General features: G+C 39.6%; 16 protein-coding genes. 10 read left to right on the forward strand and 6 right to left on the reverse strand.

The features are described from left to right. Positions 1 to 86 precede the first annotated feature (86 nt). Together HZA38_01820 and HZA38_01825 are read left to right on the forward strand one after the other, a co-directional pair. Positions 87 to 674, forward strand: coding sequence for a hypothetical protein (locus HZA38_01820; protein ID MBI5414230.1), 588 nt, complete (start codon positions 87 to 89; stop codon positions 672 to 674). Between the two features lie 107 nt (positions 675 to 781). Further along, a complete protein-coding gene (locus HZA38_01825; protein ID MBI5414231.1) occupies positions 782 to 1,516 on the forward strand; it encodes a response regulator transcription factor in 735 nt (244 codons plus the stop codon). 199 nt (positions 1,517 to 1,715) lie between these two features. Here HZA38_01825 and serS read toward each other — a convergent pair whose 3' ends face one another. After that, entirely contained in the window at positions 1,716 to 2,978 is a 1,263-nt protein-coding gene (gene serS / locus HZA38_01830; protein MBI5414232.1) for a serine--tRNA ligase, read from the reverse strand. Between the two features lie 321 nt (positions 2,979 to 3,299). On the opposite strand from serS, the gene HZA38_01835 reads away from it, so the two are divergent. After that, positions 3,300 to 8,231, forward strand: a complete 4,932-nt coding sequence (locus HZA38_01835; GenBank protein MBI5414233.1) for a thrombospondin type 3 repeat-containing protein — start codon at positions 3,300 to 3,302, stop codon at positions 8,229 to 8,231. Between the two features lie 133 nt (positions 8,232 to 8,364). After that, positions 8,365 to 10,110 carry a S8 family serine peptidase gene (locus HZA38_01840; GenBank protein MBI5414234.1) on the forward strand — a complete coding sequence of 582 codons (1,746 nt, stop codon included), beginning with the start codon at positions 8,365 to 8,367 and terminating at the stop codon, positions 10,108 to 10,110. 19 nt (positions 10,111 to 10,129) lie between these two features. On the opposite strand, the gene HZA38_01845 is transcribed toward HZA38_01840, so the two are convergent. After that, entirely contained in the window at positions 10,130 to 11,674 is a 1,545-nt protein-coding gene (locus HZA38_01845; GenBank protein ID MBI5414235.1) for a flippase, read from the reverse strand. A gap of 212 nt (positions 11,675 to 11,886) precedes the next feature. Between HZA38_01845 and HZA38_01850 the strand changes: the two genes are divergently transcribed. The 4 genes from HZA38_01850 to HZA38_01865 all read left to right on the forward strand — a co-directional run bounded on the left by HZA38_01850 (position 11,887) and on the right by HZA38_01865 (position 16,178). After that, the gene (locus HZA38_01850; protein MBI5414236.1) at positions 11,887 to 12,948 is read left to right on the forward strand and encodes a 4Fe-4S dicluster domain-containing protein; all 1,062 of its coding nucleotides are present in this window, start codon (positions 11,887 to 11,889) and stop codon (positions 12,946 to 12,948) included. Positions 12,949 to 12,981: 33 nt separating this feature from the next. Then, positions 12,982 to 13,788 (forward strand): FAD/NAD(P)-binding protein, encoded by an 807-nt coding sequence (locus HZA38_01855; GenBank protein MBI5414237.1) that lies wholly within the window; start codon positions 12,982 to 12,984, stop codon positions 13,786 to 13,788. A gap of 180 nt (positions 13,789 to 13,968) precedes the next feature. After that, the gene (locus HZA38_01860; GenBank protein MBI5414238.1) at positions 13,969 to 14,727 is read left to right on the forward strand and encodes a sulfhydrogenase 1 subunit delta; all 759 of its coding nucleotides are present in this window, start codon (positions 13,969 to 13,971) and stop codon (positions 14,725 to 14,727) included. Positions 14,728 to 14,897: 170 nt separating this feature from the next. Then, a complete protein-coding gene (locus HZA38_01865) occupies positions 14,898 to 16,178 on the forward strand; it encodes a Ni/Fe hydrogenase subunit alpha (protein MBI5414239.1) in 1,281 nt (426 codons plus the stop codon). Between the two features lie 50 nt (positions 16,179 to 16,228). Here HZA38_01865 and HZA38_01870 read toward each other — a convergent pair whose 3' ends face one another. From HZA38_01870 to HZA38_01885, 4 genes are all read right to left on the reverse strand, one after another. Then, positions 16,229 to 19,843 (reverse strand): copper-translocating P-type ATPase, encoded by a 3,615-nt coding sequence (locus tag HZA38_01870; protein MBI5414240.1) that lies wholly within the window; start codon positions 19,841 to 19,843, stop codon positions 16,229 to 16,231. 142 nt (positions 19,844 to 19,985) lie between these two features. Beyond that, positions 19,986 to 20,186, reverse strand: coding sequence for a heavy-metal-associated domain-containing protein (locus HZA38_01875; protein ID MBI5414241.1), 201 nt, complete (start codon positions 20,184 to 20,186; stop codon positions 19,986 to 19,988). A gap of 109 nt (positions 20,187 to 20,295) precedes the next feature. Continuing rightward, positions 20,296 to 22,029 (reverse strand): sulfite exporter TauE/SafE family protein, encoded by a 1,734-nt coding sequence (locus tag HZA38_01880; protein MBI5414242.1) that lies wholly within the window; start codon positions 22,027 to 22,029, stop codon positions 20,296 to 20,298. 14 nt (positions 22,030 to 22,043) lie between these two features. Next, positions 22,044 to 22,310: a metal-sensing transcriptional repressor gene (locus tag HZA38_01885; protein ID MBI5414243.1), complete on the reverse strand. Its 267-nt coding sequence runs from the start codon at positions 22,308 to 22,310 to the stop codon at positions 22,044 to 22,046. A gap of 160 nt (positions 22,311 to 22,470) precedes the next feature. On the opposite strand from HZA38_01885, the gene HZA38_01890 reads away from it, so the two are divergent. Then, positions 22,471 to 22,767 carry a YtxH domain-containing protein gene (locus HZA38_01890; protein ID MBI5414244.1) on the forward strand — a complete coding sequence of 99 codons (297 nt, stop codon included), beginning with the start codon at positions 22,471 to 22,473 and terminating at the stop codon, positions 22,765 to 22,767. A 44-nt stretch (positions 22,768 to 22,811) separates the two neighbouring features. After that, a complete protein-coding gene (gene aroA / locus HZA38_01895) occupies positions 22,812 to 24,110 on the forward strand; it encodes a 3-phosphoshikimate 1-carboxyvinyltransferase (GenBank protein MBI5414245.1) in 1,299 nt (432 codons plus the stop codon). Positions 24,111 to 24,154: the final 44 nt, after the last annotated feature.

Raw genomic sequence — 24,154 nt, forward strand, 5'->3', positions numbered from 1 at the left:
ACAATCTGGAGATCTTCCACAAGAAAAAACAGGAAAAGAATTTCAAAGTGTGGTAAATTTTTTATAAAGGTTTTATTTTTGCAAAAATGAAGAAGACAAAATCCATTCTCCGGCACGAACTTCTGAACATTTTTACGCTTTTGCAGATAGAGCTTGAAGAAATGAAATTTTCTCCATCACAAAAATCGAGAATACAGAATCTCTTGTCCCGCGCAATTATTCTCGCTTCTCATGAAGATATTTTCTTGGGAATTTCTCCAAAATTTAAACTCCAAAAAGTTCTTTTGAATGAATTTCTGGAAGAAGTTCTTCTCTTTCATCGGAAGGAAATTCGAAAGAAGAAAATATCAACATCTTTTCCGAAAGAGAATGTGATGGTTTCTCTTGATCGCTACTTCGTTCGAGAAGCGCTTGAGAGAATTCTTGAAAAAGTTTTTCTGGATGGCACATCAATAGCTTTTTTGTACAATCAAAAAACAAAATCTCTCTCTCTCCGTTCCTCAAAAAATATTGCAGCGGGAAATTTTCAAAAACCTATTTTAGAATGTCTCTTTGAAAAAAATATTTCAAACGAAGAATGTGAATATCAGATTGCGCTCTCTCTTCTTGAGATGTACTCGCAAAAAGTGAGATTTCAGAAAAACGAGATGCGTATCTCACTCAAGAAGCGCTAGAGCGTTTTTCCAGAACTGTCAAAAAGAAGCAAGCGAATTTTATATATTTCTCTTCGATATCTTGGTACAATAAAACGTAACTTTTCTGCCGTCTCCCATATCTTCCTATGAAAATTCTTGTGGTCGATAACGATTTTGCGACGCTCCGAAGTGTGAAAAATCACTTGGAGCGAGAAAAGTGGAAAGTAGAGGTGAGTGATACCTACGAGAAAGCGAAAACACTCATCCTTACTGAAGAGTATGATGCCATTATTTGTGATTATCATTTGACGTCGGATGAACACGGAAAACAAGGTCTTGACCTTGTGAAAGAAATTCGAGATGCAGGGATTCAAACTCCGGTCATTTTTCTCACAGGGAAAAAAATTGGGGAAATTACTCCATGGGATGCGCTTAATGTTGGCGGTGACGATTTCATTCGAAAACCATGGCGATCAAAAGAACTCATCGCAAGAGTATATGCGGTGGTACGACGCGGGTTTAAGTGTGATCAGAATTCTACGAATATTCTCAAACAGGGAAAATTTTGTCTCGATCTCAAGTTGAAAAAACTCAAAGTTGGCGAGAAAGAAATAATTTTGGGAAATATTCTTGCGGTTATTCTGGAAAGATTTCTCAAAAAACCAAATGTGCTCCATTCATATGAAGATCTCATTCAGCATGTTTGGGGATCCTCTGGAGATACTTCTTATTCCAGAGATCAGCTCAATAAGCTTCGTGTGCATATTGCTCACTTGAAAAAAGAGCTCGGAGAAAGAGGATCGAAACATATTCGCACTATTCATCGGACGGGATATGTATGGGAGACAGGGAGGAAGCAGGGGGCAGGAAGTAGGAAGTAGGAATAAGGAAGTAGGAATAAGGAAGTAGGAATAAGGAAGTAGGAAATACGAAAAACTGAGAGCGAAGAGTTAATAGCGAAGAGCGAAGAACGAAAAGCAAATAATTTTTAGCTCTTAGCTTTTAGCTCTTAACTATTTTGTGCGGATCACGCCTCCTGGCCTGACTGAGCAATGGTCAAAATTAATTCATAACTCAAAATTACTTTGGTTCAATTCGCTTGAACCCGGTAAACTTCCAAAGACATTCCGGAATATCGACCGATCCGTTTTTCTTCTGGAAATTTTCCAGAATTGCAATGAGCGGGCGTGAAGAAACCGCAGTTCCGTTCAGTGTGTGAACGTAATCGGTAGTTCCGTCTTTTTTGCGATAGCGTATATTCAGTCTTCTGCTCTGAAAATCAGTGCAAATAGAGGTTGAAGTGACTTCTCGATATTTGTTTTGTCCCGGGAGCCACGCTTCCAAATCGTATTTTTTTGCCGCAGAATTTCCGAGATCTCCCGTACAAATATTGACCACTTGGTAGGGGATTTTGAGTTCTTTCATGAGTGCTTCTTCGACTTCCCGAATGAGTTCGTGCATCTTAGCACTGTCTTCTGGTTTGCAGAGAATCACCATTTCGATTTTTTCAAACTGATGGACTCTGAGTATTCCCTTCATATCTTTCCCATAAGATCCCGCTTCTCTGCGAAAACACGGAGAATATCCGGCAAATTTTATGGGAAGCATGTCTTCTTCCAAAATTTCATCGGCATGAAAACTTGTGAGCGGAACTTCTGATGTCGCGATGAGATAGAGATCATCTTCGCCGGGATTCACGACATAATTCTCATCTTTTGAAAGATACCCGGTTCCATAAATGGCTTCTTTTCGGGTCACAAATGGCGGAATCATTGGAGAAAATCCGAGTTCTGCAATTCTCAAGAAAGCCCAGTTCATGAGCGCCATTTGGAGAATGGCGAGCTCATTTCGCAAAAAGAAAAATCGTGATCCAGCGACTTTTGCTCCGCGATCTAAATCAAGAATTCTGAGTTTTTCTCCGAGTTCTGAGTGTTCAAGTGGCGTAAAATCAAACTTTCGTGGAGATCCTTCTTTTCTGAGAACTTGATTCTCTTCTTCACTCTTTCCATCTGGCGCACTGTCTTCCGGAGGATTTGGAAGCGCCTCAAGCGCATGTTTGAGGTCTTCTCCCACTTTTTCTTGTTCCATCTCCGCTTCTTTTTTTTCCTCAGAAAGTTTTTTCATATTTGCCAAGACTTTTTCCTTTTCTGCTCCGGAAAGCTTTGGCATTTCTTTCGAAACTTTATTCTGTTCACTTTTTGCCTGTTCTACTTTTTTAAGAAGCGATCTATATTTTTCATCAAGTTCCAAAACTGCGGCGACAGCATGAGCAGAAACGCCTTTTCGAGCGAGCTTTCTTTGGTATTCTTTTGGATTTTCACGAATGGCTTTGATGTCGAGCATGGAAAAAATGGAAAAGTTGCTGGGATTGTAAAAGAAATTTTTATGAAGGGCAATATCCTCGTTTGTAGACTGAATGCTGAGAAATATGATAAAAAAGTGCAAATTTTGTGTTCAAAACTCTTGACAGAACACGCATACTCGAAGTACGTTTTAGCATCAACCACCACACGCATGCATGGATGAAAAAAATATTACAAATCATTGACACGTCGACGAATCGTTGACATAATCATAGAGAATTAAAAATGGCTCACACGAAAAAAAATAAAAATAAAAATCTTACGCATTCATTTTTTTATTCGGATTTTTATTTTTATTCTTATGAAATCTACACATCACCATTTTTTTTCTCGTAAATTCCTGGGCATCTTCGGAAGCGTGATGCTTCTTTTCGCTGGCATGCAGATGATGTTTTCGGTGTCGAGAGCTGAAGCCGTTCAAATAATCCCTCAGTGTAATGGGAAAGATGCTACCTTATATGTAAATGCGGGAGTAATTGTACACCCCGGAAAACCTGACAATGGAGATGCTTATGCAGGAACTTTGACGGGGGACAATAGTGATGATGTCATCGTGGGGACAGACGGCAATGATGTCATTAATGCAGGGAATGGGAAAAATACGGTTTGTGCTCAGGGAGGAAATGACACTATAACTTCGGGGCAAAAAGATGATTGGGTCGATGCTGGAGATGGAAATGATCGAGTAGATACTGGAAATGGAAATAACACTGTAAACGGTGGCGATGGAAACGATATTATTACCGCTAAGGAGCATGGTGACTCTGTAAATGGAGGTGCGGGATTTGATTTTTGTAAGGTAGATAATGGAAATAATGATGTCACTGGGTGTGAAGCCGATGATGATAAGGGAATTATCATCGTAAAAGATGCACAACCTGATGACGCACAGGATTTTCATTTTACTGGTGAGCTCGGAAATTTTGATCTTGATGATGATGCAGATGGGGCATTATTAAATTACAAAGCTTTTTCTCCTCACTCCGGAACTTTGACTGTTCAAGAAAGCGATATTCCAAGCGGATGGGCACTAGATCATATTTCCTGTAATGATCCTGATCATGGAACTTCTCAAAATGGAAACTCAGTGGATATTGATTTGAATAATAACGAAGCAATTGTTTGTACTTTTACAAATACTCAGGTCGGGAAGCTTACCATCACAAAAGCAATAGGAGATGGAGCAAATGCCGATGGGAAAGAGTTTAAATTCATCGGAAATCCTGATGCAAATCCGAATATTGGAGAATTTTCACTCTATGTTGATAGTGATCCTGAGACCCCATATTTTAAAATGTTTAGCTCAATACCTGTTGGATCATACAAAATGAAAGAACTGGTTCCTTCAGAATGGATGCTTTCGGGAGTTTCTTGTGATGGGACATCAAAAACGCCAGATGAGGATTCATACTATACTTTTGATGTGATGAAAGGTGCCGATATGAACTGTACATTTACCAATAAAAAGGATACAGACGGCGACGGAATTCCTGACGATGAAGATGACACTCCCAACGGAGTCGGAGACATTACTATTCAAAAAGTTACTGATGAAGAAACTTCAAATATCTTCACTTTTTTTGGAGGTAGTCTTGATAACGATACTTTTTCACTACATGCTAATGGTCAAAAAGTATTCCCAGACATGCCCGCTGGATCGTATTCCGTGCAAGAATTTGATACTCCGAGATGGCTTCTTTCAAGTGTTGTATGTAATGACGAACAGCAATCCCCAGATGAAAACAACATGATCATTGTAGATCTCGAGAATCATGAACAAATTGTCTGCACCTTTTATAATAAGAAGGATACAGATGACGACGGCACACCAGATGATGAAGATGATACTCCGTTTGGAGAAGGAAATATCACCATTGTAAAATCTGCAACTCCAGAAGATGGACGAAATTTTGACTTTCAGAGTGATTCGTTAGCCAGTTTTACTCTTAACGATGACGGTGATGGTCCACTCGTAGACACAAAATTGTTTTCAAAAGGTGTGGGAATACATTTTGTTACAGAGGAATCACTCGATGGATGGATTTTGACCGACATCGTATGTGTTACTGACGATCAGTCTGACACAACTGAAAGACATATTGCTGAGAGATATGTTTCGATTGATCTCGATAAAGATGAAAATATTAGCTGTACATTCACGAACAAGAAGGATACAGATAATGACGGTGTGCCAGATATTGATCCAGCGCATCCAGAACTTGGCGGAGATAATTGTCCAAATGATAAGAATTCAGGACAAGAAGATGCCGATGGTGATGGAAAAGGCGATGTTTGTGATTCAACCCCGAATGGCATTGGGAAAATTACGATTCAAAAAACTGTGAGCCCAAATGAAGAAGGTACATTTGGATTTACAGCAGACAGCAATACTGAAGGTAACCCTGATCTCGAAGACTTTAATTTAGTTGTTAATGCTAACAACCAATACTTGGGTGAAAAAATATTCGATTTAGCACCTGTTGGCTCGTATACGATAACAGAAGCTGCTACTCAGGGATGGATGCTTTTTGGTATTTCTTGTGATGGAACAACACAAGATGTCGGACCTCTAACTATTGATCTTAAAATGGATGATGAAATTACCTGCACATTTGTAAATAAGAAAGATACAGATAATGATGGAATCCCTGATGATGTAGATCCAACTCCAAATGGAGTTGGCACAATTACGATTCAAAAAGACATAACAGAAATGACGACTGATCAGTTTAGGTTTTCAGTAGTAGATCATGATTCTATGCCTTATGGTGATCCATTTACGCTAGATGTTAACGCTGGTACTTCTGAGATTCCAGAGAAAGAAACATTACTATCTGTACCCGTTGGGTCATATACAGTGACCGAATCTGAAACCGTAGGGTGGAAAATTTTCGGCGTTTCTTGTGATAATGAACAAAAAAATCTCACTGGGAATTCTTCATTCACTGTTGATCTGGTTGCGAATCTTCAGGATATTACGTGTATAGTTACAAATGAACCTATAGATACTGATCAAGACGAAATACCGGATATCCGTGATAATTGTCCATTAGATCCAAATACAAATCAGCAAAATACGGATGCTAATTTTGAAAATGGTGATTCTCTTGGAGATGCATGCGATCCAGATGATGATGGAGATGGGATTTTTGATCTTCCAAATGGAGAAGAGCAGCCAAATCCAGATAACTGCCAATATGTTCCAAATCAAGATCAAACCGATACCGATGGCGATGGAATTGGGGATGCATGTGAGAATGATACTGATGGTGATGGAATACTGAATGAGACTGATAACTGTCCACTTGTTGCAAATCCCGGTCAGGAAAATGGCTATGGAACCTCTGCGGGAGATGCTTGTGAAGACACCGATGTAGATACTATTCTTGACGCAAGAGATAATTGTCCCTTAGATCCAAATACAAATCAACAAAATACCGATGCTAATTTTGAGAATGGTGATTCTCTTGGAGATGCATGTGATCTGGATGACGATGGAGATGGTTTTCCTGACGTAGCAAATGATCAAAAACCAGCTGATAACTGTCAATTTGTTCCAAATCAAGATCAAACCGATACCGATGGCGATGGGGCAGGAAACGCGTGTGATTTAACTCCGAATGGAGCAACAAAAATTACAATCCAAAAAGCGGTATCTCAGGCAACGACCGACCAGTTTACATTTTCAATAGTTCACGATTCTGTACCTTATGTTGATCCGTTCGCCTTAGATGTTAATACTGACACGGAAACTATTCCGGAGGTAAAAACATTTGAATCAGTTCCTGCTGGGTCATATACAATAACAGAAAGTGCCACTCAGGGATGGACGGTTGATCATACTACTTGCATAAAGAATAATGACGCTGAACATCCAATAAACGGAACGAATCCAATGACCATTAGTCTTGTTTTGGAAGACGATATTACTTGTACATTTACCAATGCTCCGGTAGTGGTTCCTCCTGAAGTTGGAACAATTACTATCAAAAAAGAATTAACAAAAGGAGCTACGAATAGTGACTTTAAATTTTCAGGAGATCTCGGCACTTTTTCTTTGGACCTCAATGTAAACGATCAGGCGAATGAAGATCAAAAAACGTTTGAATCAAAAGCCGTTGGATCATATACAGTGAAAGAAGAAAATCAAACTCCTGGATGGAAATTCTCGAACATTTCTTGTATTGATGATCATGATGAAACTCCAGACGTAGTTGTGAACAATGAAACTCGTTCGGTTGCGATGACTCTTTCTGATGGGCATCACATGACTTGTACATTTAAAAATGAGCCTGTAGAAGTTCCACCTGAGAATGGTCCACCACCAGGAGGTTCACCACAAGTTCCACCACCAAGCAGTGGAGGAGGAATGGTTATTTGCCCAATTCCATCACTCGAACCGGTATATTTTGACATTTATCCGGTAAAAGGAGCTGAGCTCAAAAATCTTTCAGAAATTTCCTATAGCGTAACCACAGGAAGTCCTTCTACATTTTCCATTTCCGTAAACGGTGCCCTCCAAAATATCACTACTACAAAACTCCCAAATGGTGGATATCACATCAGTGCTGATGTTTCTTCACTTGCTCTCAACGGAAATGTTCAAATAGTTCTTACTGCTGGTGGAACAGTATTAACTGGAAGTGGTACGAGTTTGCAGACAAAAGAAATTTGTCCAAAGGATGCGTTTTACACGGTTCTTATTTCTCCGACATTACAGGAAGAAAAAAATACTCAGCCGGGAGGAGAAGAATTATTCAATACAACTGAACCGGGAAGACTCTTTTCTGAAGAGGAACTCAAGAAAACGCTCACGAGAGGATATGCTGCGTCAGTAATTCTCGATCTTCTTGGAAAAAGCGCTGCGGATGTCGTTCCAAAAAGATGTTATCCAGATGTATCATTAAACCATCCATTTGTTCGTGAAATTTGTCTTGCAAAAGAGTTAGGGCTTATGCAGGGATATGGGAATGGATTATTCCGTCCAGATCAACAAATGACAAAAGCAGAGGCAATAAAGACCATATACAAGGCTATCGGAAGGAGATATTCTCCAGAAAGTCCACACAAATGTGCGGATTTGGTACCAGGAGCCTGGTATATCCTTCCTATGAGAGAAAGTGTTAAGGATGGTGTCCTAGAAGTGGATTCTGATAATATGTGCAAACCTGGTGAAAAGATTACCCTTGCCATATTTGAAAACATGATCAAGGTATTCTCTCAGTATTTTTAATACGTAAACATTGAATGCACTAAAAAGCAGCTTCTTGAGAAATTCAGGAAGCTGCTTTTTCAAAATGAGCAGCAAGCTCTTCACTTTTTTGCAGAAATAATGTATAATTGTGGGATACAAAAAAATGCTCTCTATGAAAACACATACACACATTCTCAAATATCTTCTCTATTCCGGCTCAGCGCTTCTGTTGGGATTTTTTTTCCTCTCCTTTTTTTCCTCGTCTTTTATTTGGGAAGAAACTGCACGTCAAATTTTCACTGAAAATGAAAAGCGCGATCTTGCCAAGCTCAATGAAGAATTTGGAATTTCTCGTGCCATTTCTCTTTCACGAAATGAACTCGTAGGAAGAACGGAAACTCTCACGATGACAGCGAATGTACTTCAGGACGAACGACTTCTTCTCGAAAAACCCCGTTCGGAATTTTTAGTGGAAACCGCTTCAGGAGAAGTTCTTCTCCTCGAGTCTCAAAGAGAACTCGATATGAAAAAAGTTGTTGATGCATATCAAGAACTTTCGAGTGTCTCTCATGTTGAAACGAATTTCCGCGGCAAAATTTTTCAAGAAGAAGGAAGTACCGAAAATATTGCATCCTTTTTGTTTTCTAGTAAAAAATCTGATGAAATTTCTCTTCGGAACATCGTCGTAGCAGTTCTCGATAGTGGGATAGACGAGTATCACGTCGCACTGAAAGGTGCTTTGTGGAACAATCCCCAAGAATACAAAGGACTTAAGGGAAGAGATGATGATGGCAATGGCTATGAGGATGATCTCCATGGATGGAATTTTTTCAAAAATAATGGAGATTTGAGAGATTCTCTTGGGCACGGAACTCATGTATCTGGCATCATTGCTGCACAAAAAACGGGATATACTTCTATGAAAGGAGTGTATCCAGAAGGAGCAAAAATTATGATGCTCAAAATAACAGATCCTTTTGGAAGCATGCGTCTTTCAGATGTTATTGCCGCCGTAGAATATGCGAAAGAAGAAAAAGCCGATATTATCAACATGAGTTTCGGATTTTCTGAGAGATCGGAAATCTTCGACGATATTCTGAGGAGGGTAAAAGAAGAGGGAATTCTCCTCGTTGCGGCTGCGGGAAATAGCGGAAGCCAAAATGAAGAATATCCAGCGGGATATGAGGAAACTTTTGGAGTTGGTGCTGCGGACTTTGCTGGTGGGAAAACAGATTCATCAAATTATGGAAGCTGGGTGGATGTCTATGTTCCGGGAAAACTCTTGAGTACTCTTCCGAATAATGAATACGGAACAAAAAGCGGAACATCCCAGTCATCTGCGCTTGTTTCCGGAATCGCCGCGTCCATTCTGGGGAAGAATTTACATGATATTTCTCCGGACAATCTCCAAAAATCGGTAATTGATTTTGGAGAACAATTCGATCTTCCCCCTGAACTTCGTCCGCTCAAAAAGTTTGCATATACGCAGAATTGGATTCGTGAATCTGCTGATCTTCTCCAACAGGGAAAATCACTTTCTGAGCAAGATGAAGTTGCTCTCGGTCTCCAAACGAATATTACGAGGCAAGATATGGATTCATTTCTGGTGGAATTTTTTCAGGGAAGAAATGAAACACTTTTGATGCTTTCTCAAAACTCAGAGAGTACCAAAACTCCGATGGAAATTTCTCCAAATATTTTTGTGAATACCCTAACGGGGAATCTTTTATCTGAAGATACTGAGTTAAACGGAGCAGATCAAAAACTTCTCACCTATCATCAGGCACAATTTCTTCTGCAAAAAATGAGAAGCAAACTTCCAGAATCAGAGCAAAAACCTCTTCCATTCATTTCGAATCGAAAAGGAAATATTTCACGAAAAGAATTTTTGGAACTTTTTGAGAAAATGTTTCTGTGATATTCACTCAAAAAGAAGGTTAGTCTTCTTCTTCTTCTTCTTCTTGTTTTTTAAAAAGCCGAAGGAGTGTTTTGTCGATGGCTCGAGAAGCGATGAGCATCGCGGTATAAACAGCAACTGAAAGTGGAATAATAATTCCCAGCGATGTTTTTCCGACAGATGATCCCCAGTATTTCCAAGAGAAATACGCGAAAAAACCCATAACAAACGAAGCGAAAATCGTTCCAAGAATCTGCCGAAAATGTACACGAAATGAAGCATGTCGAAAGACAAAATACGTTCCCCATACGAGAATAAATACTTCAGAGATCAGCGATGTTACCGACGCGCCGATATATCCATATTTCGGAATGGCGTAAATATTCAGCAGAAAATTAAAAAGCAGCGCTCCAAAATTAATCCACAAAATCTTTTTTTGTTCTCCAAGTGCGATGAGAACAAAATTGAAAAATGTGGTAAAAAATATAAAGAGCAGCAAAGGACTCAGAATTTGAAGAGCGTTTTCACTTCCAAAGTTTTCTGGTGTCACAAGCTCTACAATTGGCTTTGCCAAAACATAAAGTCCAACGCTCGCAGGGACAGAGATGAGTAAGAGGAAGAAAAAACAAAGGGATAATCTGCCCTGAAGTTGTTTTTCATTTTTTTCATGAGCTGAATGCGAAAGTGAAGGAAGTACTGAATTCATGAAATATATTGGAACGAGAACAATCACTTCAACAATTCGCACCGCAACGGCATAAATTCCGGTTTGGATATCTCCGCAAAATTGTGCTGAACATATCCCCGCATCATCTGAATGGGGAAGAATAATTCCCATCATCGTAATGTCGAGACGGAAATAAATTGTATTCAGAAATATCGCAATCCCAAATGGGATCGCCATATCAAAGAGTTCTCTGATGAGCTTTATGTTTTTGTTCGGCCTTAACGACACGTATTTTCTCGCGTATAATATCGTTACAATAAGCGTTACAGCGCTTCCGAGAACCCCCGTCCAAATAATTTGATAAAAACTTTCTTCTGTTGGTTCTGGAACAAAGAAGAAAATAATCGCGAGAGTAAGAGCAAATGTTACTATTTTTCCGATGACGAGAGCAAACGATTGGTACTTCATCTTGAGGTGAATGAGGAAAATAGTCGAAATCGTTCCACTCAGAATAAATATTCCCGTGCCGATTCCAGCAATAAAAACGCCATACGGAATTTCCGTGCCCTGATATGCCGGAATCAAATAGGCAATGACAGAAGCGACCGCAAGAGCGAAAAGAAGAGAGACAATTCGAAGCGTAAGCGCGGAAGAAAAAATTTCCTGCACCTCATCTGTTTTTTTTGCCATTTCTCTCACCGCAATTGTAAAAATTCCGAGATCCGCGAGGGATGCGAATATCGCGATGTACTCAAAAATAGTGACATACGTTCCATATTTTGCTTGTCCAACTGCTACATTTCCATGAGCCCAATAATGTATTAAAAAGCCGATACTAATAAAAGCAAAAATTGCGTTAATAACGCGACCCATAATTTGCCAAAAAGTATTGCTGAGGATTTTGCGAGTAAGACTCATGGGGGAAGTAGGAAGTAGGAATTAGGAAGTAGGAAGTAGGAATATGTTAGTCTTATTTATCATGATCCAATCCTTCTTATTTCCAGGAAAGTGTGCGGGAAAAGGGGAATTTTTTCAAATACAATAAATACAAGATGGAAAAAATCTGAGGGTTTGCTAGAGTATACTCAAGCTTTTTCATTGTTCTCCACTTTTCATAATCATCAATAATAATGGGTCAGTTTTTTACTCTTCCCCCCAGACAGCTTTCGATTTTTCTCGAAAAAGTTCTTGCGAAAGGGCACAGGGTTATTGCCCCTCAAAAAAAAGGTCTCGTTCGATTTGAAGAATTGCATAATGCAAAAAATCTTTATCTGAAAGAGAACTCCTATTTTCCACTCAAAGAATATTTTTTTGGAAAACACGAAACTATTTTCGAATACAATAATGCAAAGATTCGTATTCCTAAAATCAAAACGCAACAAAAAATATTTTTTGGGATTCGTAGATGTGATTTGAATGCCATAGCCCATCAAGATCTCGTATTTCTGAGCGGGAAACATCCCGATCCCTATTACACTGCACGAAGAAAGGGGAGTGTTTTTATCGGATACCATTGCAACACGCCTCCGAGTAAATATTGTTTTTGTGGCTCGCTCGATCTGGAAGACTTTTACGATATTATGATTTGGAGAAAAAAAGAGTATTTTCTCCTTCACGTTCAAACAAAAGCTGGAGAGAAGTTTCTGAAACCATTCCTTTCTCTGTTCAAAAAGAAAAAATATTCACTTACTCAAAAAGACCAAAAAATTCCGGGAACGAATCTCCTCAAGAAAAAAAATATTCGTAAACTGTATGGGAGTCGTGATTGGGAAAAAGGAGCGGCAATGTGTTTAAGTTGTAGCGCGTGTACTACGCTCTGTCCCACGTGTTATTGTCACGAACTCTCGGATATTCCTGATCTTAAAAAATCGGGGACTGGAAAACGAGTTCGGTGTTGGTCTTCTTGCCAGCTGAAGTCATTCACGCGTGTTGCGGGGAATCATATTTTTCGAGAAAAACGCGTACAGAGGTTCAAACATCGAATTTATCATCAGCTCGAGTATTTCAAAGAAAAAAATGGGAAGAATCTCTGTGTTGGATGCGGACGATGCATTTCCGGATGTCCGACGAGAATTGATTTTATTTCTCTTATTAATAGTATGGAGCCATCGAAAAAGAAAATAAGTCAAAAGATGCAGAAAAAGATTCATAAGAGGTTTCCGGTTTCTGCGTACACGAAGGAGAATTTTTAATCCAAATTTCTTCATCACAAAAATCTCCACCAAATGTCACAAAAAAACGCCCTCATCCCTCGGCCCGTAAAAGTTCTCGATGTCTATCATGAATCGCCCGATACGATTACGATCACGCTTGATATGCAAGTGGATCATGAACCGGGACAATTTATTCAGGTGAGTCTCTTTGGAATTGGAGAGGCTCCAATTTCCATTAGTTCATACTCCAACAAATTTTTAAAAATTAGCGTTCGTGCCATCGGAAACGTCACCAATGAACTTGCGAAAGTGCAAAAAGGAGATATTCTGCACGTTCGTGGTCCATATGGAAATGGATATCCGCTGAAGGAATATTTTGGAAAGAGTATAGTTTTAATTGGTGGGGGATGTGGAGTTGCGCCACTTAAAGGGGCAATTGACTACATTGAAGCGCATCGAGAAAAATTCCATGATATCTATCTTTTTCTTGGGTTTCGCGGACCTGCTGATATTCTTTTTAAACGGGAACTCGTCGAATGGAGAAAAAAGTATCACATTGAAACGACAGTGGAGGAAGTTCCGCAGGGAACTTGTTATACCGGACAAAGCGGATACATCACCAAAGCACTCAGTGCATTTTCCATTTGCGGTCCAGACCGCTTTGTTGTTTTTATGTGTGGTCCTCCACCAATGATGAACGCATCTGTAAAAATTCTTCGTGAAAAAAAAGTTCCTTTTTCACGAATGTTTGTGAGTACTGAACGACTCATGTACTGTGCAATCGGGCAATGTTGCCACTGTATGGTTCGAGATAAATTTATCTGTACTGATGGACCGGTGTTTTGCTATGAAGATATCAGGAGAATTAAATCCGACTGAAGTAATTTTTAATTTTGTCCCGCATTGCGGGATTAAATTTCTAAATAATTTCTAAATTCTAATTTTTAAAATTTGTTATTGATAATACTCAGATATTTCTCATTTAGAAATTAAACATTAAAATTTATTTAAAAATTCGAAATTCGAAATTTAAAATTTTTCCCCCTCTTCTCCAAACGCATGGAAAAAACGAAGCTTAAAGTCGGCATCTTCTCTATCACCGGCTGTGCAGGATGTCAGCTCAGCGTGATTTTTAACGAAGATGAACTCTTGCCGCTCTTAAGTCTCATCGATCTCCATGCGTTTCCATTTATCAAAAAAGTAAATGCGGAAGAAAATTTTGACTACGTGCTTATGGAAGGCTTAGTGGCAACGAAGGAAGATCTTCAAAAGCTCAAAAAAATTCGAAAAAATACAAAAAATCTCATTGCCCTTGGAGCATGTGCGCATACAGGATGCATTCCCGCATATCGAAATTTCACACTAAAAAACAGATTTAACACTGTATATAACCACACATTGGAAAATATCAGAGGAAACCTCAAAAGCATTTCTCCATCGCCAATAGACGCTCATGTAAAGGTCGATTACACCATTCCCGGATGTCCGCCGGATAAAAATGAAATTCTTTCTACGCTTTACAAAATTGCGAATGGTCTTACTCCTCGTCCGTATTCCGAACCGGTTTGCGTTGAATGTCGAAGAAATGGGAATCCGTGTTTACTCGAATTTGATAAACCATGTCTTGGACCAATAACTCGCGGTGGGTGCAATTCGGTCTGCACGAATTCCGGATTTGAATGTTGGGGGTGTCGAGGACACACTGATGACGCGAATGAAAAAGTTTTGATCGAATATTTTCGAAAAAAAGGATACTCGAGGAAGTGGATTGATGAGAGGATGAAGACGTTTGTGGGGATGAAAATGGGAAAATTTTAAATTTTGAAATTCCAAATTTCTAAATAATTTCTAAATCGTAATTTTTAAACAACGAAAAAGAAAATTCATGCTGAACAATATGAAATTTTGAAATTAAAAATTAGAAATTAAGATTTATTTAGAAATTTAAAATTTTAAAATTAAAAATTTCTCAACATCGTCTAAAATTTATGACACAGACAATTTCTCTCAACCACATCACCAAAATCGAAGGTCATGCTTCGCTCCGTATTGTCGTAGAGAAGGGGAAAGTAAAAAAATGTAACCTTTCTTCCGTAGAAGGTGCGCGATATTTTGAAGAACTTCTGATCGGAAGAGATTATACCGAAGCATTTGAACTCACTTCTCGAATTTGTGGAATTTGCAGTTCTGCTCATGTGATTTGTTCTATCACTGCTGTGGAAAATGCGCTTGGAATGAAAGCATCTGAACAAACCCTCAGACTTCGCGAACTCTTAACACTCGGCGAAAGGATTCGCAGTCATGCGACGCATCTTTATTTTCTCGCACTTCCAGACTATCTCGGATATGAGTCCGCAATGGCAATGATTCCAAAATACACAAAAGAAATTGAACGGGCGCTTCGGCTCATGAAAATAGGAAATCTCATCGTCAAAATAATTGGGGGGAGAGATCTTCATCCGGTTTCAGCCCACGTTGGTGGATTTTCTTCATTCCCGAGAGAAGAAGAAATCCAAAACTGCCAAAAAGAACTTCAAAGTGTCCTCAAAGATGCGATTAAAACTGCAAAGCTTTTTATGAAACTCAAATTTCAGAAGTTTGAACGTGAAATTGAAATGTTTTCGCTCACAGATTCAAAAGGATACGCAATGCTTCATGGGGATCTTACTTCCGGAAAACATGTCTATAAACAATCAGAATTTGAAAAATATTTTTCGGAATTTCACGAGCCGCATTCCACGTCGAAATTTGCGCTGAAAGAAGGCAAAGAATACAGGGTTGGAGCGCTTTCGCGGCTGAATCATAATTCAGAGCAGCTTTTTCCCTACGCAAAAAAAATGCTGAAAAAATCCAAACTTCGCCTTCCATCATATAATCCGTTTTTGAACAATCTCGCTCAAGCGATTGAACTTGTTCATGCGATCGAACATGCGATTCACATTTTTTCGAGTCTGAAAATTCGATCAGAAAAAATTCGAAAGCCAGTTCTTAAAAAATCATGTAAAGGAATTGCGGGAATTGAAGTTCCGCGCGGAATTTTGTGGCATGAATATGAGTTTAATGCCAAAGGGAAAATTACCAAAGCGAACATCATTACTCCCACAAGCCAAAATGTAAGAGCAATTCAAGAGGATATCAGAACATTTCTTCCAACGGTTCTTCATCTTTCCAGACCAGAAATCGAACTCGAAATAGAAAAACTTATTCGCTCGTATGATCCGTGCTTTTCCTGTTCAACGCATTTTTTGGATGTGAAGTGGGAAGAGTAAGCTTTTTAAGAAGGAGAGGACGCACATACGCATCCTCTCCGAGAGTTTTTTTACCATGAGAATTCAGTACTAACAAAGTGCATTTCATCGAGAAGTGTTCCTGTTGAGGGAAGAATCTTGGTGATGATTACTTTATTTCCAAAGAAATCATCGAGAAGATCTCCTTCTTTTGTGAAGAGATTTTCGCTGAGCATAATCTTTGCTTCGGTCGCGCCAAGGATTACGGGAACATATTTATTTTTCCCAAGAGAAATAGAACGGAGATCCTCAAATTGTATTTCATTCACGAGTCGTGAAGGAATTGACCCAGGACCAAAAATGACATAAAACTTTTTTATATTTTCTCCTGCAAGTTCGAGTTTTATTGGGTTTCCAGAAATCTGCGTAAATGCTTCTGGGGAAAGAAGATGTGATATGTCCAGGAATGTACCCGTTGGCGCCAAAACTCCTGAAATTTTCACTGAAGGAAGACCGAAAAAGTCAACAATTTCATCTCCTGCTTTTTGAAATAAATTCTCCTTTTTCATCACTTTTGCTTCCTCTGCTCCGACAAGTGTTTCAAAAGTTCCATCGATCGTAATTTTCCCTTCAGAAGCTGTTATTTGAGGAATAAGACGAGAGTCAGTAAATACTTTTGGTGTTCCTTCTGGACTGAACGCCATTTTAAATTTCTTTTGAGCAATATTCCTATTTATTTGTGATATAACTGCGCTTTCCGCAGTTCCAAGGGTCGGTTCCTTCGACATTCTTGAGCTTGTTACTGCAAATTGCCAAAATGCGAAAGTAAAGAGAAGTACCATAAAAACAGGAGCAATCATGGAAATATAATTCCGTTTGCGTGGTTTAAAATTTCTGAGGAGCAATGAATTGAGTACTACGGAAACAGAGCTGAGCGCCATAGCAAGACCCGCAAGTTCTGGCTTCAGAATGAGGCCAAAGCTCGCAAATACGCGCGCTGCAATAGGAATCCCAATAACGTTGTAAAAAAGCGCGAAAAACATATTCTGCTTTATTTTCCCCATGGTTTCACGGGAAAGTTTGAGCGCCGTAACGACGTCGCGGAGATCATTCTTGATAATCACAATTCCGCCAGCTTCAAGCGCAACATCTGTTCCAGATCCCATCGCAATTCCAAGATTTGCTTGAGCGAGAGCAGGCGCGTCATTAATGCCATCTCCCACCATCGCCACTTTTTTCCCGAGTTCCTGAAGTTTCTTGACTTCCCTCGCTTTATCTTCGGGAAGAACTTCCGCGAGGACATTGGTAATTCCGACTTCATCTGCAATTGATTTTGCTGTTCTCATGTTATCTCCTGTGATCATATACACTTCGAGCCCCATGCGAATGAGCTTGGTAATGGCTTCCTTGGAGGTTTCTTTTACGGTATCTGCAACCGCAATGCATCCCAAAATTTCACTTTTCGATGCGAGAATCATTACCGTTTTTCCCTTTTCTTCCAGTTTTACTATTTTTCTCTCGATTTTCGACATTTCCAGAAGCGCGTATTCCGCAATGAGTTTTCTGTTGCCGAGGAAATATTCAACATTTTCAATTTTTCCCGTTACTCCATGACCAGGAATTGCCTGAAAATCCTCAACCTCGCTAAATGTAACTCCTTCTTCCTCCGCGGAAGCGTAAATAGACTCAGCAAGAGAGTGTTCTGAAAGCTTTTCAAGTGATGCCGCTATTTGCAAAACATCTTCTTCATCACCTGTTCCAAAACTCACTACGTCTGTTACTTCAGGTTTTCCTTTCGTGAGAGTTCCAGTTTTATCAAATATAAGAGTGGTAATGTTTCGCGCCGCTTCAAGAGGTTCGCCTCCTTTAATCAGAATTCCATTTTCAGCGCCTTTTCCTGTTCCCACCATGAGCGCTGTTGGCGTTGCAAGTCCAAGAGCACACGGACATGCGATGACAATGACTGCCGTGAAAGCAAGGAGAGCAAATGAGAGAGATGCGCCTAAAAGAAAGTACCAAATGATAAATGTGAGAATGGCAATACCGATAACTGCTGGAACAAACCATGAAGATATACGATCAGCAAACGCCTGAATTGGCGCTTTTGATCCTTGTGCTTCTTCAATAAGGCGAATAATTTGAGCGAGTGTTGTTTCAGATCCTATTCTTTGTGCTTCAAACTCAAATGTTCCTGTTTTATTGATCGTTGCTCCAATGACCATATCACCGACAGTTTTTTCCACAGGAATACTTTCTCCACTAATCATCGATTCATCGAGAGAAGATGATCCTTTCATAATAACTCCATCGACCGGAACTTTCTCTCCCGGTCTGACCATAATAATATCCCCATGGGTGACTTCATCAATGGGAATATCTTTCACTGAGCCATTGCGAACAACCCGCGCCGTTTTTGCCTGAAGTCCCATGAGCTTGGTAATGGCGTCTGATGTTCTTCCCTTTGCCTTCGATTCTAGCCACTTTCCGAGGAGCACGAATGTAATTAGAAATGCCGCTGTCTCAAAATACAAGTCTGGGACTTTTTCTCCATTGAGACCTAAAACAGAAAAATTGTTGAATGAGGAAACGAGATAATTTCCAAGACTGTAAAAAAACGCGGTACTTGTTCCGATAGCGATAAGGCTATCCATGTTAAATGTTCTCATCTTGAGGCTTGACCATGCGCCTTTATAAAACCCAGAACCTGCGTAAAATTGTACGGGAATGGTGAGGATGAGCGAAATAATTCCAATGTATGGTGGGAAAAAATTCCCTCCAGGGAGCCACTTGAAGAAATCAAGAAGCATGAAATAGAGCATCGGAAGACTGAGGACGAGGGAAAATATAAATTTATGGAAGTAGTGTGAAATCGTCATTTCACGCTTTTTTCGTTCCGCTCCAGTATCAGTTTCAGAAAGAATTTCTACTCCATATCCTGCTTTTTTTACGGCATTCATGACATCTTGAATTGAATTTTTGGTTTCATCGAACACTACAGAAGCCTTTTCTGCAGCAAAATTCACATTCGCCGTTTTGACACTCTCGAGTTTTTTCAGAGATCTCTCAATAATCGCTGAGCAAGAAGCACAATGCATCCCAGAAATGGACAAAGAAATTCTTTTATTCGGATCTTTTTCAATAGGCCCCATCTTTTCTTTCCCATTTCCGAAGGATGATACTTGTTCAGTCGTTCCATTTTCTCCGATATCGAGAAATTTTGCGGAATTCATAATGTTCAAGAAGTCGTCAATAAACCTTTCCTTTTCCTTGATTCCTTTCGGAAGGGTAAACTCTGCTCTTTTTTTTCTCTGTATTTGACCCTCAAAAGAACTTCTTCCGTTCTCGCCGGTTTCTATTTTCCCATCCGCTTCAAGTATTGATTCGAGTTGTATATGCACTGGAGAACCGGAATTTCCTTCATGAAGAATAATTTCAGTTGGATTCGTATCGTTTTTCTTTTTCTCCTCGGAAATAGGAGATTCGTTTTTAAGAACGTGAGCGTCATACCCTTCTTTCTTGATGACATCAATTACTTTCTGCATGTTTGAAATTTTCTTCGGATCATACTCAATTTCCGAAGTACCATTCGCGTAGGACACTCGTACATCTTTTATTCCGGGAATATCGCTCAGTGCTTCTGTGAGAAGCTTTTCACAGGAAGTGCAGTGCATACCACTAATTTTGAGAGTTGTTTTTTGAGAAGACATAGGAGGGAGAAAAAAAGAGAAAAAATATAAAAGATTGTTCACGAAAGGGAGATATTTACTGAGAGGAAATTTTGAATTTTGTCTGGCATTGCGGGATTAAATTTTTAATAAATTCCAATCTCTAATTTTTAAAATACTGTATTTAGAGCACCTTGTAATCAGTGCCTTCCAAGGCTGAGAGGAGTTCTGTTTTTTCGATTTGGCGATCTGAGGAAATTCCAAGATTTCCACTTAATTCGAGTGATACCTCAGTAACATTTTGTATTTTTTGCAATCTTTTTTTTATGAGTTTTACACATGCTTCGCACGTAATGCCGGTGATAGTAAAAGAGGATGAAAACATAAAAAATAAATAAAAGAGAAGAAAAGTGTGTTTACCATTACCTATGGTGGAGGTTGTTAAAAATGTAAAAAAATAAAGAACTGCATTTCTCTAAAATACAAGCGTTCTTTTACAGTACTTTTATGATTCCCCTGGGAACTCCCATGCCGCACGTGATCGGATAGTCTCCTTTTTTTTGCGGAGTAAATTCCATGGCAATCGTTTTTCCTTTTTCCAGATATTCTGGGTAATTATACAGTCCTGGGATCATGATTGTGGACATACACCCAGATCCATTTTCTCGAACGTCCACTTCGAGCCGCACTGGCTTTCCTGAAGTGACCGTAAACTCATATGGAGAAATATCTTGATTTGAAGAGATATATGTTGTCTTCAGAAGTTGAACATCCGCAGAACTCTGGAGTGGCGCTTTAGAAGTGTTGGTATTCACATTTTGAGATGGAGCAATTTCCTTTTCTTGTAAATTTTCTCCTGAGGCCTCAGATGATGAGCTCTTCGCGTCAACAACAGTAAATTCTCCCCGGTACATTCCCATGGAACAGCTGAATTTTATTGTTCCCACTTCTTCAGGAGTGAACTCCACAATATTCTCTCCCTTCTTCAGACTCTTCGTAATTCCGAGTTTTGAAACGGAAAGGGAAGCAGCACAACTGTACATATCCTGAGCGTCTATAATCCATTTTACAGGAACTCCTTTCGTTACGGTGAATGAACGCGGAGAATACCCAGAAGCCGTTTCTTTCATCTTCGCAATCTGAACTCCATTCTCAAGAGAAATATTCGCCTCCTTTGGCGCAAAAAAAGTGCTTTTCCCAAGATCAAATGACCATCCTGTCAAATTGTATCCATTCGAAATATTAAAAAAAGCGAGAGCAATGACGATTATTCCAGCAAATTTAAAGAATCTTCTTGCAAAAATTCCTTTAATCACAGATGTGAGACCTCCAATTCCGAGGAGTCCCGGAGCGGTTCCAATCGCAAAAACAGACATAATGAGCGCTCCTGATAAGAAATTCCCCGTGCTCATTGCATAAAGCTGCATTGCTTGCGTAAACCCGCAGGGAAGAAAAAAAGTAAGAGCTCCGACAAAGAGTGAATTATAGTGGCTATATTCTTTCTCATGATGTTTTCGAATACCAAAAAGTCTGCTGATTCCAGAAGGAAGAGTGAGGGAAAGATGTGAAAATTTCGGAAAAATTTCAAGGAGTTTTATTCCGAGAAAGAGCATAACCATGCCGACAAAAATAGTTATTATGCCGAGCACAGGCCCTGACAACTGAAACACTTGTCCCGCCATACCAATAATTCCTCCGAGAAGAAAATACGATGAAATTCTTCCAATATTAAAATAGAGATGGGGACGAAATTTTTGAAGAGGTGTCGCTTCCGGATGTTTTTCTGCGTGCCGCGTCGAAATTCCGAGAACAAGTCCGCCGACGAGTGCCATGCATGTCGAAAGTCCCGCAGTAATTCCCACGAGAAGTACGAGAAAAAGATTTGATGGATCTCCATTTCCCACATTAATGGAAAAAAGTCCAAACCATGAAGCAACAAAATAGAAAAAAATGACAAAAACGAACCCAAGACCGATATCCTTATAATCGTCGACATTCGTACTGATCCAACTTTGTTTTTTTTCTTCTCCTATTTCATATCCGGCATTTTTGATCGCCTCTGTTACCTTTTCCATATCAAGATCAGATTCGGAAAAAATTTCAGCATTTTTATGTTTGAGGTTAACATACACCCTTTTTACACCACTGATTTCTTGAAGAGCATCTCCTATCAGCATTGTGCAGGATTTACAGTGCATTCCTTGAATAGGAACAACGGTTTTTTTCATAAGCATCAAAAAAATTATTTACTAAAAAGTTTTGTTACTTGAAGTATTTCTTCAATCATTTTCTCCTTCTTGTCGACTCTATTTGACTGCATTGCATGACTAAAACAACTCTTGAGATGACCTTCCATCAGCATTTGGTGGGCTGATTTGAGGAGACCAATCACCGCAAGGTTTTGTTGCATAATGTCTATGCAATATGCGTCATCTTCTATCATCGACATAATCTTTTCTAAGTGACTTTTCGCTTTTTTAAAATTGATAATGACTTTTTCGTTATGCATAAGGAAAAAAGAAAGGGGATTTACACCATTACCTATGGTACAGGTATATAGTACTCTTGATTTTTGTTGCAGTCAATACATTATATAAATTCAGCAACGCAGTCTTGTCTTTTTCCCTATTTTTCGTCACAATTCTCACAGTGACTTTTAGAAAAAAATTATGTCCGATGACACTTCTTCACATGAAAATGACTCACGCGCGGGGAAGCGGAAAAAGCAGGGAAAGCTCGATAAAGTTCTCATGGGGATCGTAATTGGAGGAGCCATAGGTTCAGTCCTTGGTATGACGCTTTCTCCCAAATCAGGGAAGGAGAATCGCGATTATGTTTTCAAAAAAAGTTCGGAAACATGGGAAAAAAGCAGAGCTCTTCTCGGAGAGATTGTTACGAAAAAGCAGCAAAAGAAAGGTTTTTGGCATCGTCTCAATGAATTCATTTACCGCAAAAAACAGAAGTAACATGTGATATTTTCTGATGTGTTCTATTATCGAAATTTTGCAACATGAGAGAACTTTCGCCTTTCACGCATCCATTTCGAGGGAAAATTTCAGTTCCCGGCTCAAAGTCTCTTACCAATAGAGCGCTCCTTCTCGCTGCTCTCGCTCCAGGGCAAACAATCTTGAAAGAATGGCTTTCCAGTGAAGATACAGAGGTGATGATAACCGCACTCCGAGAATTTGGTGTGGATATATATTTTGAGGGAAAAGAAAGGGAACTTACAATTGTTGGCACTTCTGGAAAATTTCAAAATAAAAGCGATCTAGAGATTTTTTGTGCAAATTCTGGAACATCACTTCGCTTTCTCACCGCAGTTTCTGCGCTTCGAAGTGGAAAAACTCTTCTCACCGGAGCACCTCGCATGAAAAAAAGACCGCTTCGTGATCTTTCGGATGCGCTTTCACAAATGGGGGTTCTCCTGAATTATCCGGAAAAAAAAGGGTTTCCTCCCATACAAATTTTAGGAAATCAAGTCCTTCAGGGAGGAGATATTCACATCTCTGGAAAAACTTCTTCACAGTTTCTGAGTGCGCTCCTTCATATTGCTCCATTCGCTGGAAACCCAGTTCGCATTACTTTGAAAAATGAACTGGTTTCTGAGCTATATGTTCGCATGACAATTGGACTCCTTGAAAAATTTGGAGTACATGTGCGTCAGAATGAGAGGAGTACTGAATTCTGTATTGACCCTCAGCCACTTTCTTCCCCAGGCGAGGTTCATATCGAAGGCGATGCTACCTCAGCCACATATCCACTCGGAATCGCACTCGCAACTCAGGGGAGTATTATTGTACAAAATATTTGTTCAAACTCGCTACAGGGAGATGCATATTTTCCCGAAAAAGTTCTCAAAAAAATGGGAGCAATGGTTCAAATGTCTTCTGACGGGATTTTTCTCACTGCACCTCAGAATCTTCTCCCGCTTGACGATATTCATCTCGGAGAAATGCCAGATGCCGCTATGACGGCAGTTGTACTTTCTGCGCTTGCAAAAGGAGTTTCTCGAATTTCTGGGCTTTCCACCCTTCGTGATAAAGAGTGTGATCGAATCTCTGCACTTGTTTCGAACTTAGCGAGCATGGGAGCCAATGTTCTTTCGGGAAAAGATTTTATTGAGGTTCATGGTGATCCACTTGAGCTTCATGGGGCAGAAATTGAAACATTTCATGATCATCGTATCGCGATGTGTTTCTCGATCTTGGGAGCTGTAATTCCTGACGTCCGAATTCTCCATCCCGAATGTGTGGAGAAGACCTATCCCACATATTGGCAGGAGTATGAGGAATGGAGGGGGCAATTTTAAATTTTGAAATTTAAAATTAAAAAGCAAATTTCTTCTCAGTTTAA

The organism is Candidatus Peregrinibacteria bacterium, assembly GCA_016220175.1.
GTDB lineage: Bacteria > Patescibacteriota > Gracilibacteria > CAIRYL01 > CAIRYL01 > JACRHZ01.

Coding starts and splice junctions, on each gene's coding strand:
- HZA38_01845 (MBI5414235.1), bottom strand. CDS start 11,674: ATGAGTCTTACTCGCAAAATCCTCAGCAATACTTTTTGGCAAATTATG.
- aroA (MBI5414245.1), top strand. CDS start 22,812: ATGAGAGAACTTTCGCCTTTCACGCATCCATTTCGAGGGAAAATTTCA.
- HZA38_01865 (MBI5414239.1), top strand. CDS start 14,898: ATGACACAGACAATTTCTCTCAACCACATCACCAAAATCGAAGGTCAT.
- HZA38_01835 (MBI5414233.1), top strand. CDS start 3,300: ATGAAATCTACACATCACCATTTTTTTTCTCGTAAATTCCTGGGCATC.
- HZA38_01855 (MBI5414237.1), top strand. CDS start 12,982: ATGTCACAAAAAAACGCCCTCATCCCTCGGCCCGTAAAAGTTCTCGAT.
- HZA38_01850 (MBI5414236.1), top strand. CDS start 11,887: ATGGGTCAGTTTTTTACTCTTCCCCCCAGACAGCTTTCGATTTTTCTC.
- HZA38_01860 (MBI5414238.1), top strand. CDS start 13,969: ATGGAAAAAACGAAGCTTAAAGTCGGCATCTTCTCTATCACCGGCTGT.
- serS (MBI5414232.1), bottom strand. CDS start 2,978: ATGCTCGACATCAAAGCCATTCGTGAAAATCCAAAAGAATACCAAAGA.
- HZA38_01840 (MBI5414234.1), top strand. CDS start 8,365: ATGAAAACACATACACACATTCTCAAATATCTTCTCTATTCCGGCTCA.
- HZA38_01890 (MBI5414244.1), top strand. CDS start 22,471: ATGTCCGATGACACTTCTTCACATGAAAATGACTCACGCGCGGGGAAG.
- HZA38_01875 (MBI5414241.1), bottom strand. CDS start 20,186: ATGTTTTCATCCTCTTTTACTATCACCGGCATTACGTGCGAAGCATGT.
- HZA38_01880 (MBI5414242.1), bottom strand. CDS start 22,029: ATGAAAAAAACCGTTGTTCCTATTCAAGGAATGCACTGTAAATCCTGC.
- HZA38_01825 (MBI5414231.1), top strand. CDS start 782: ATGAAAATTCTTGTGGTCGATAACGATTTTGCGACGCTCCGAAGTGTG.
- HZA38_01870 (MBI5414240.1), bottom strand. CDS start 19,843: ATGTCTTCTCAAAAAACAACTCTCAAAATTAGTGGTATGCACTGCACT.
- HZA38_01885 (MBI5414243.1), bottom strand. CDS start 22,310: ATGCATAACGAAAAAGTCATTATCAATTTTAAAAAAGCGAAAAGTCAC.
- HZA38_01820 (MBI5414230.1), top strand. CDS start 87: ATGAAGAAGACAAAATCCATTCTCCGGCACGAACTTCTGAACATTTTT.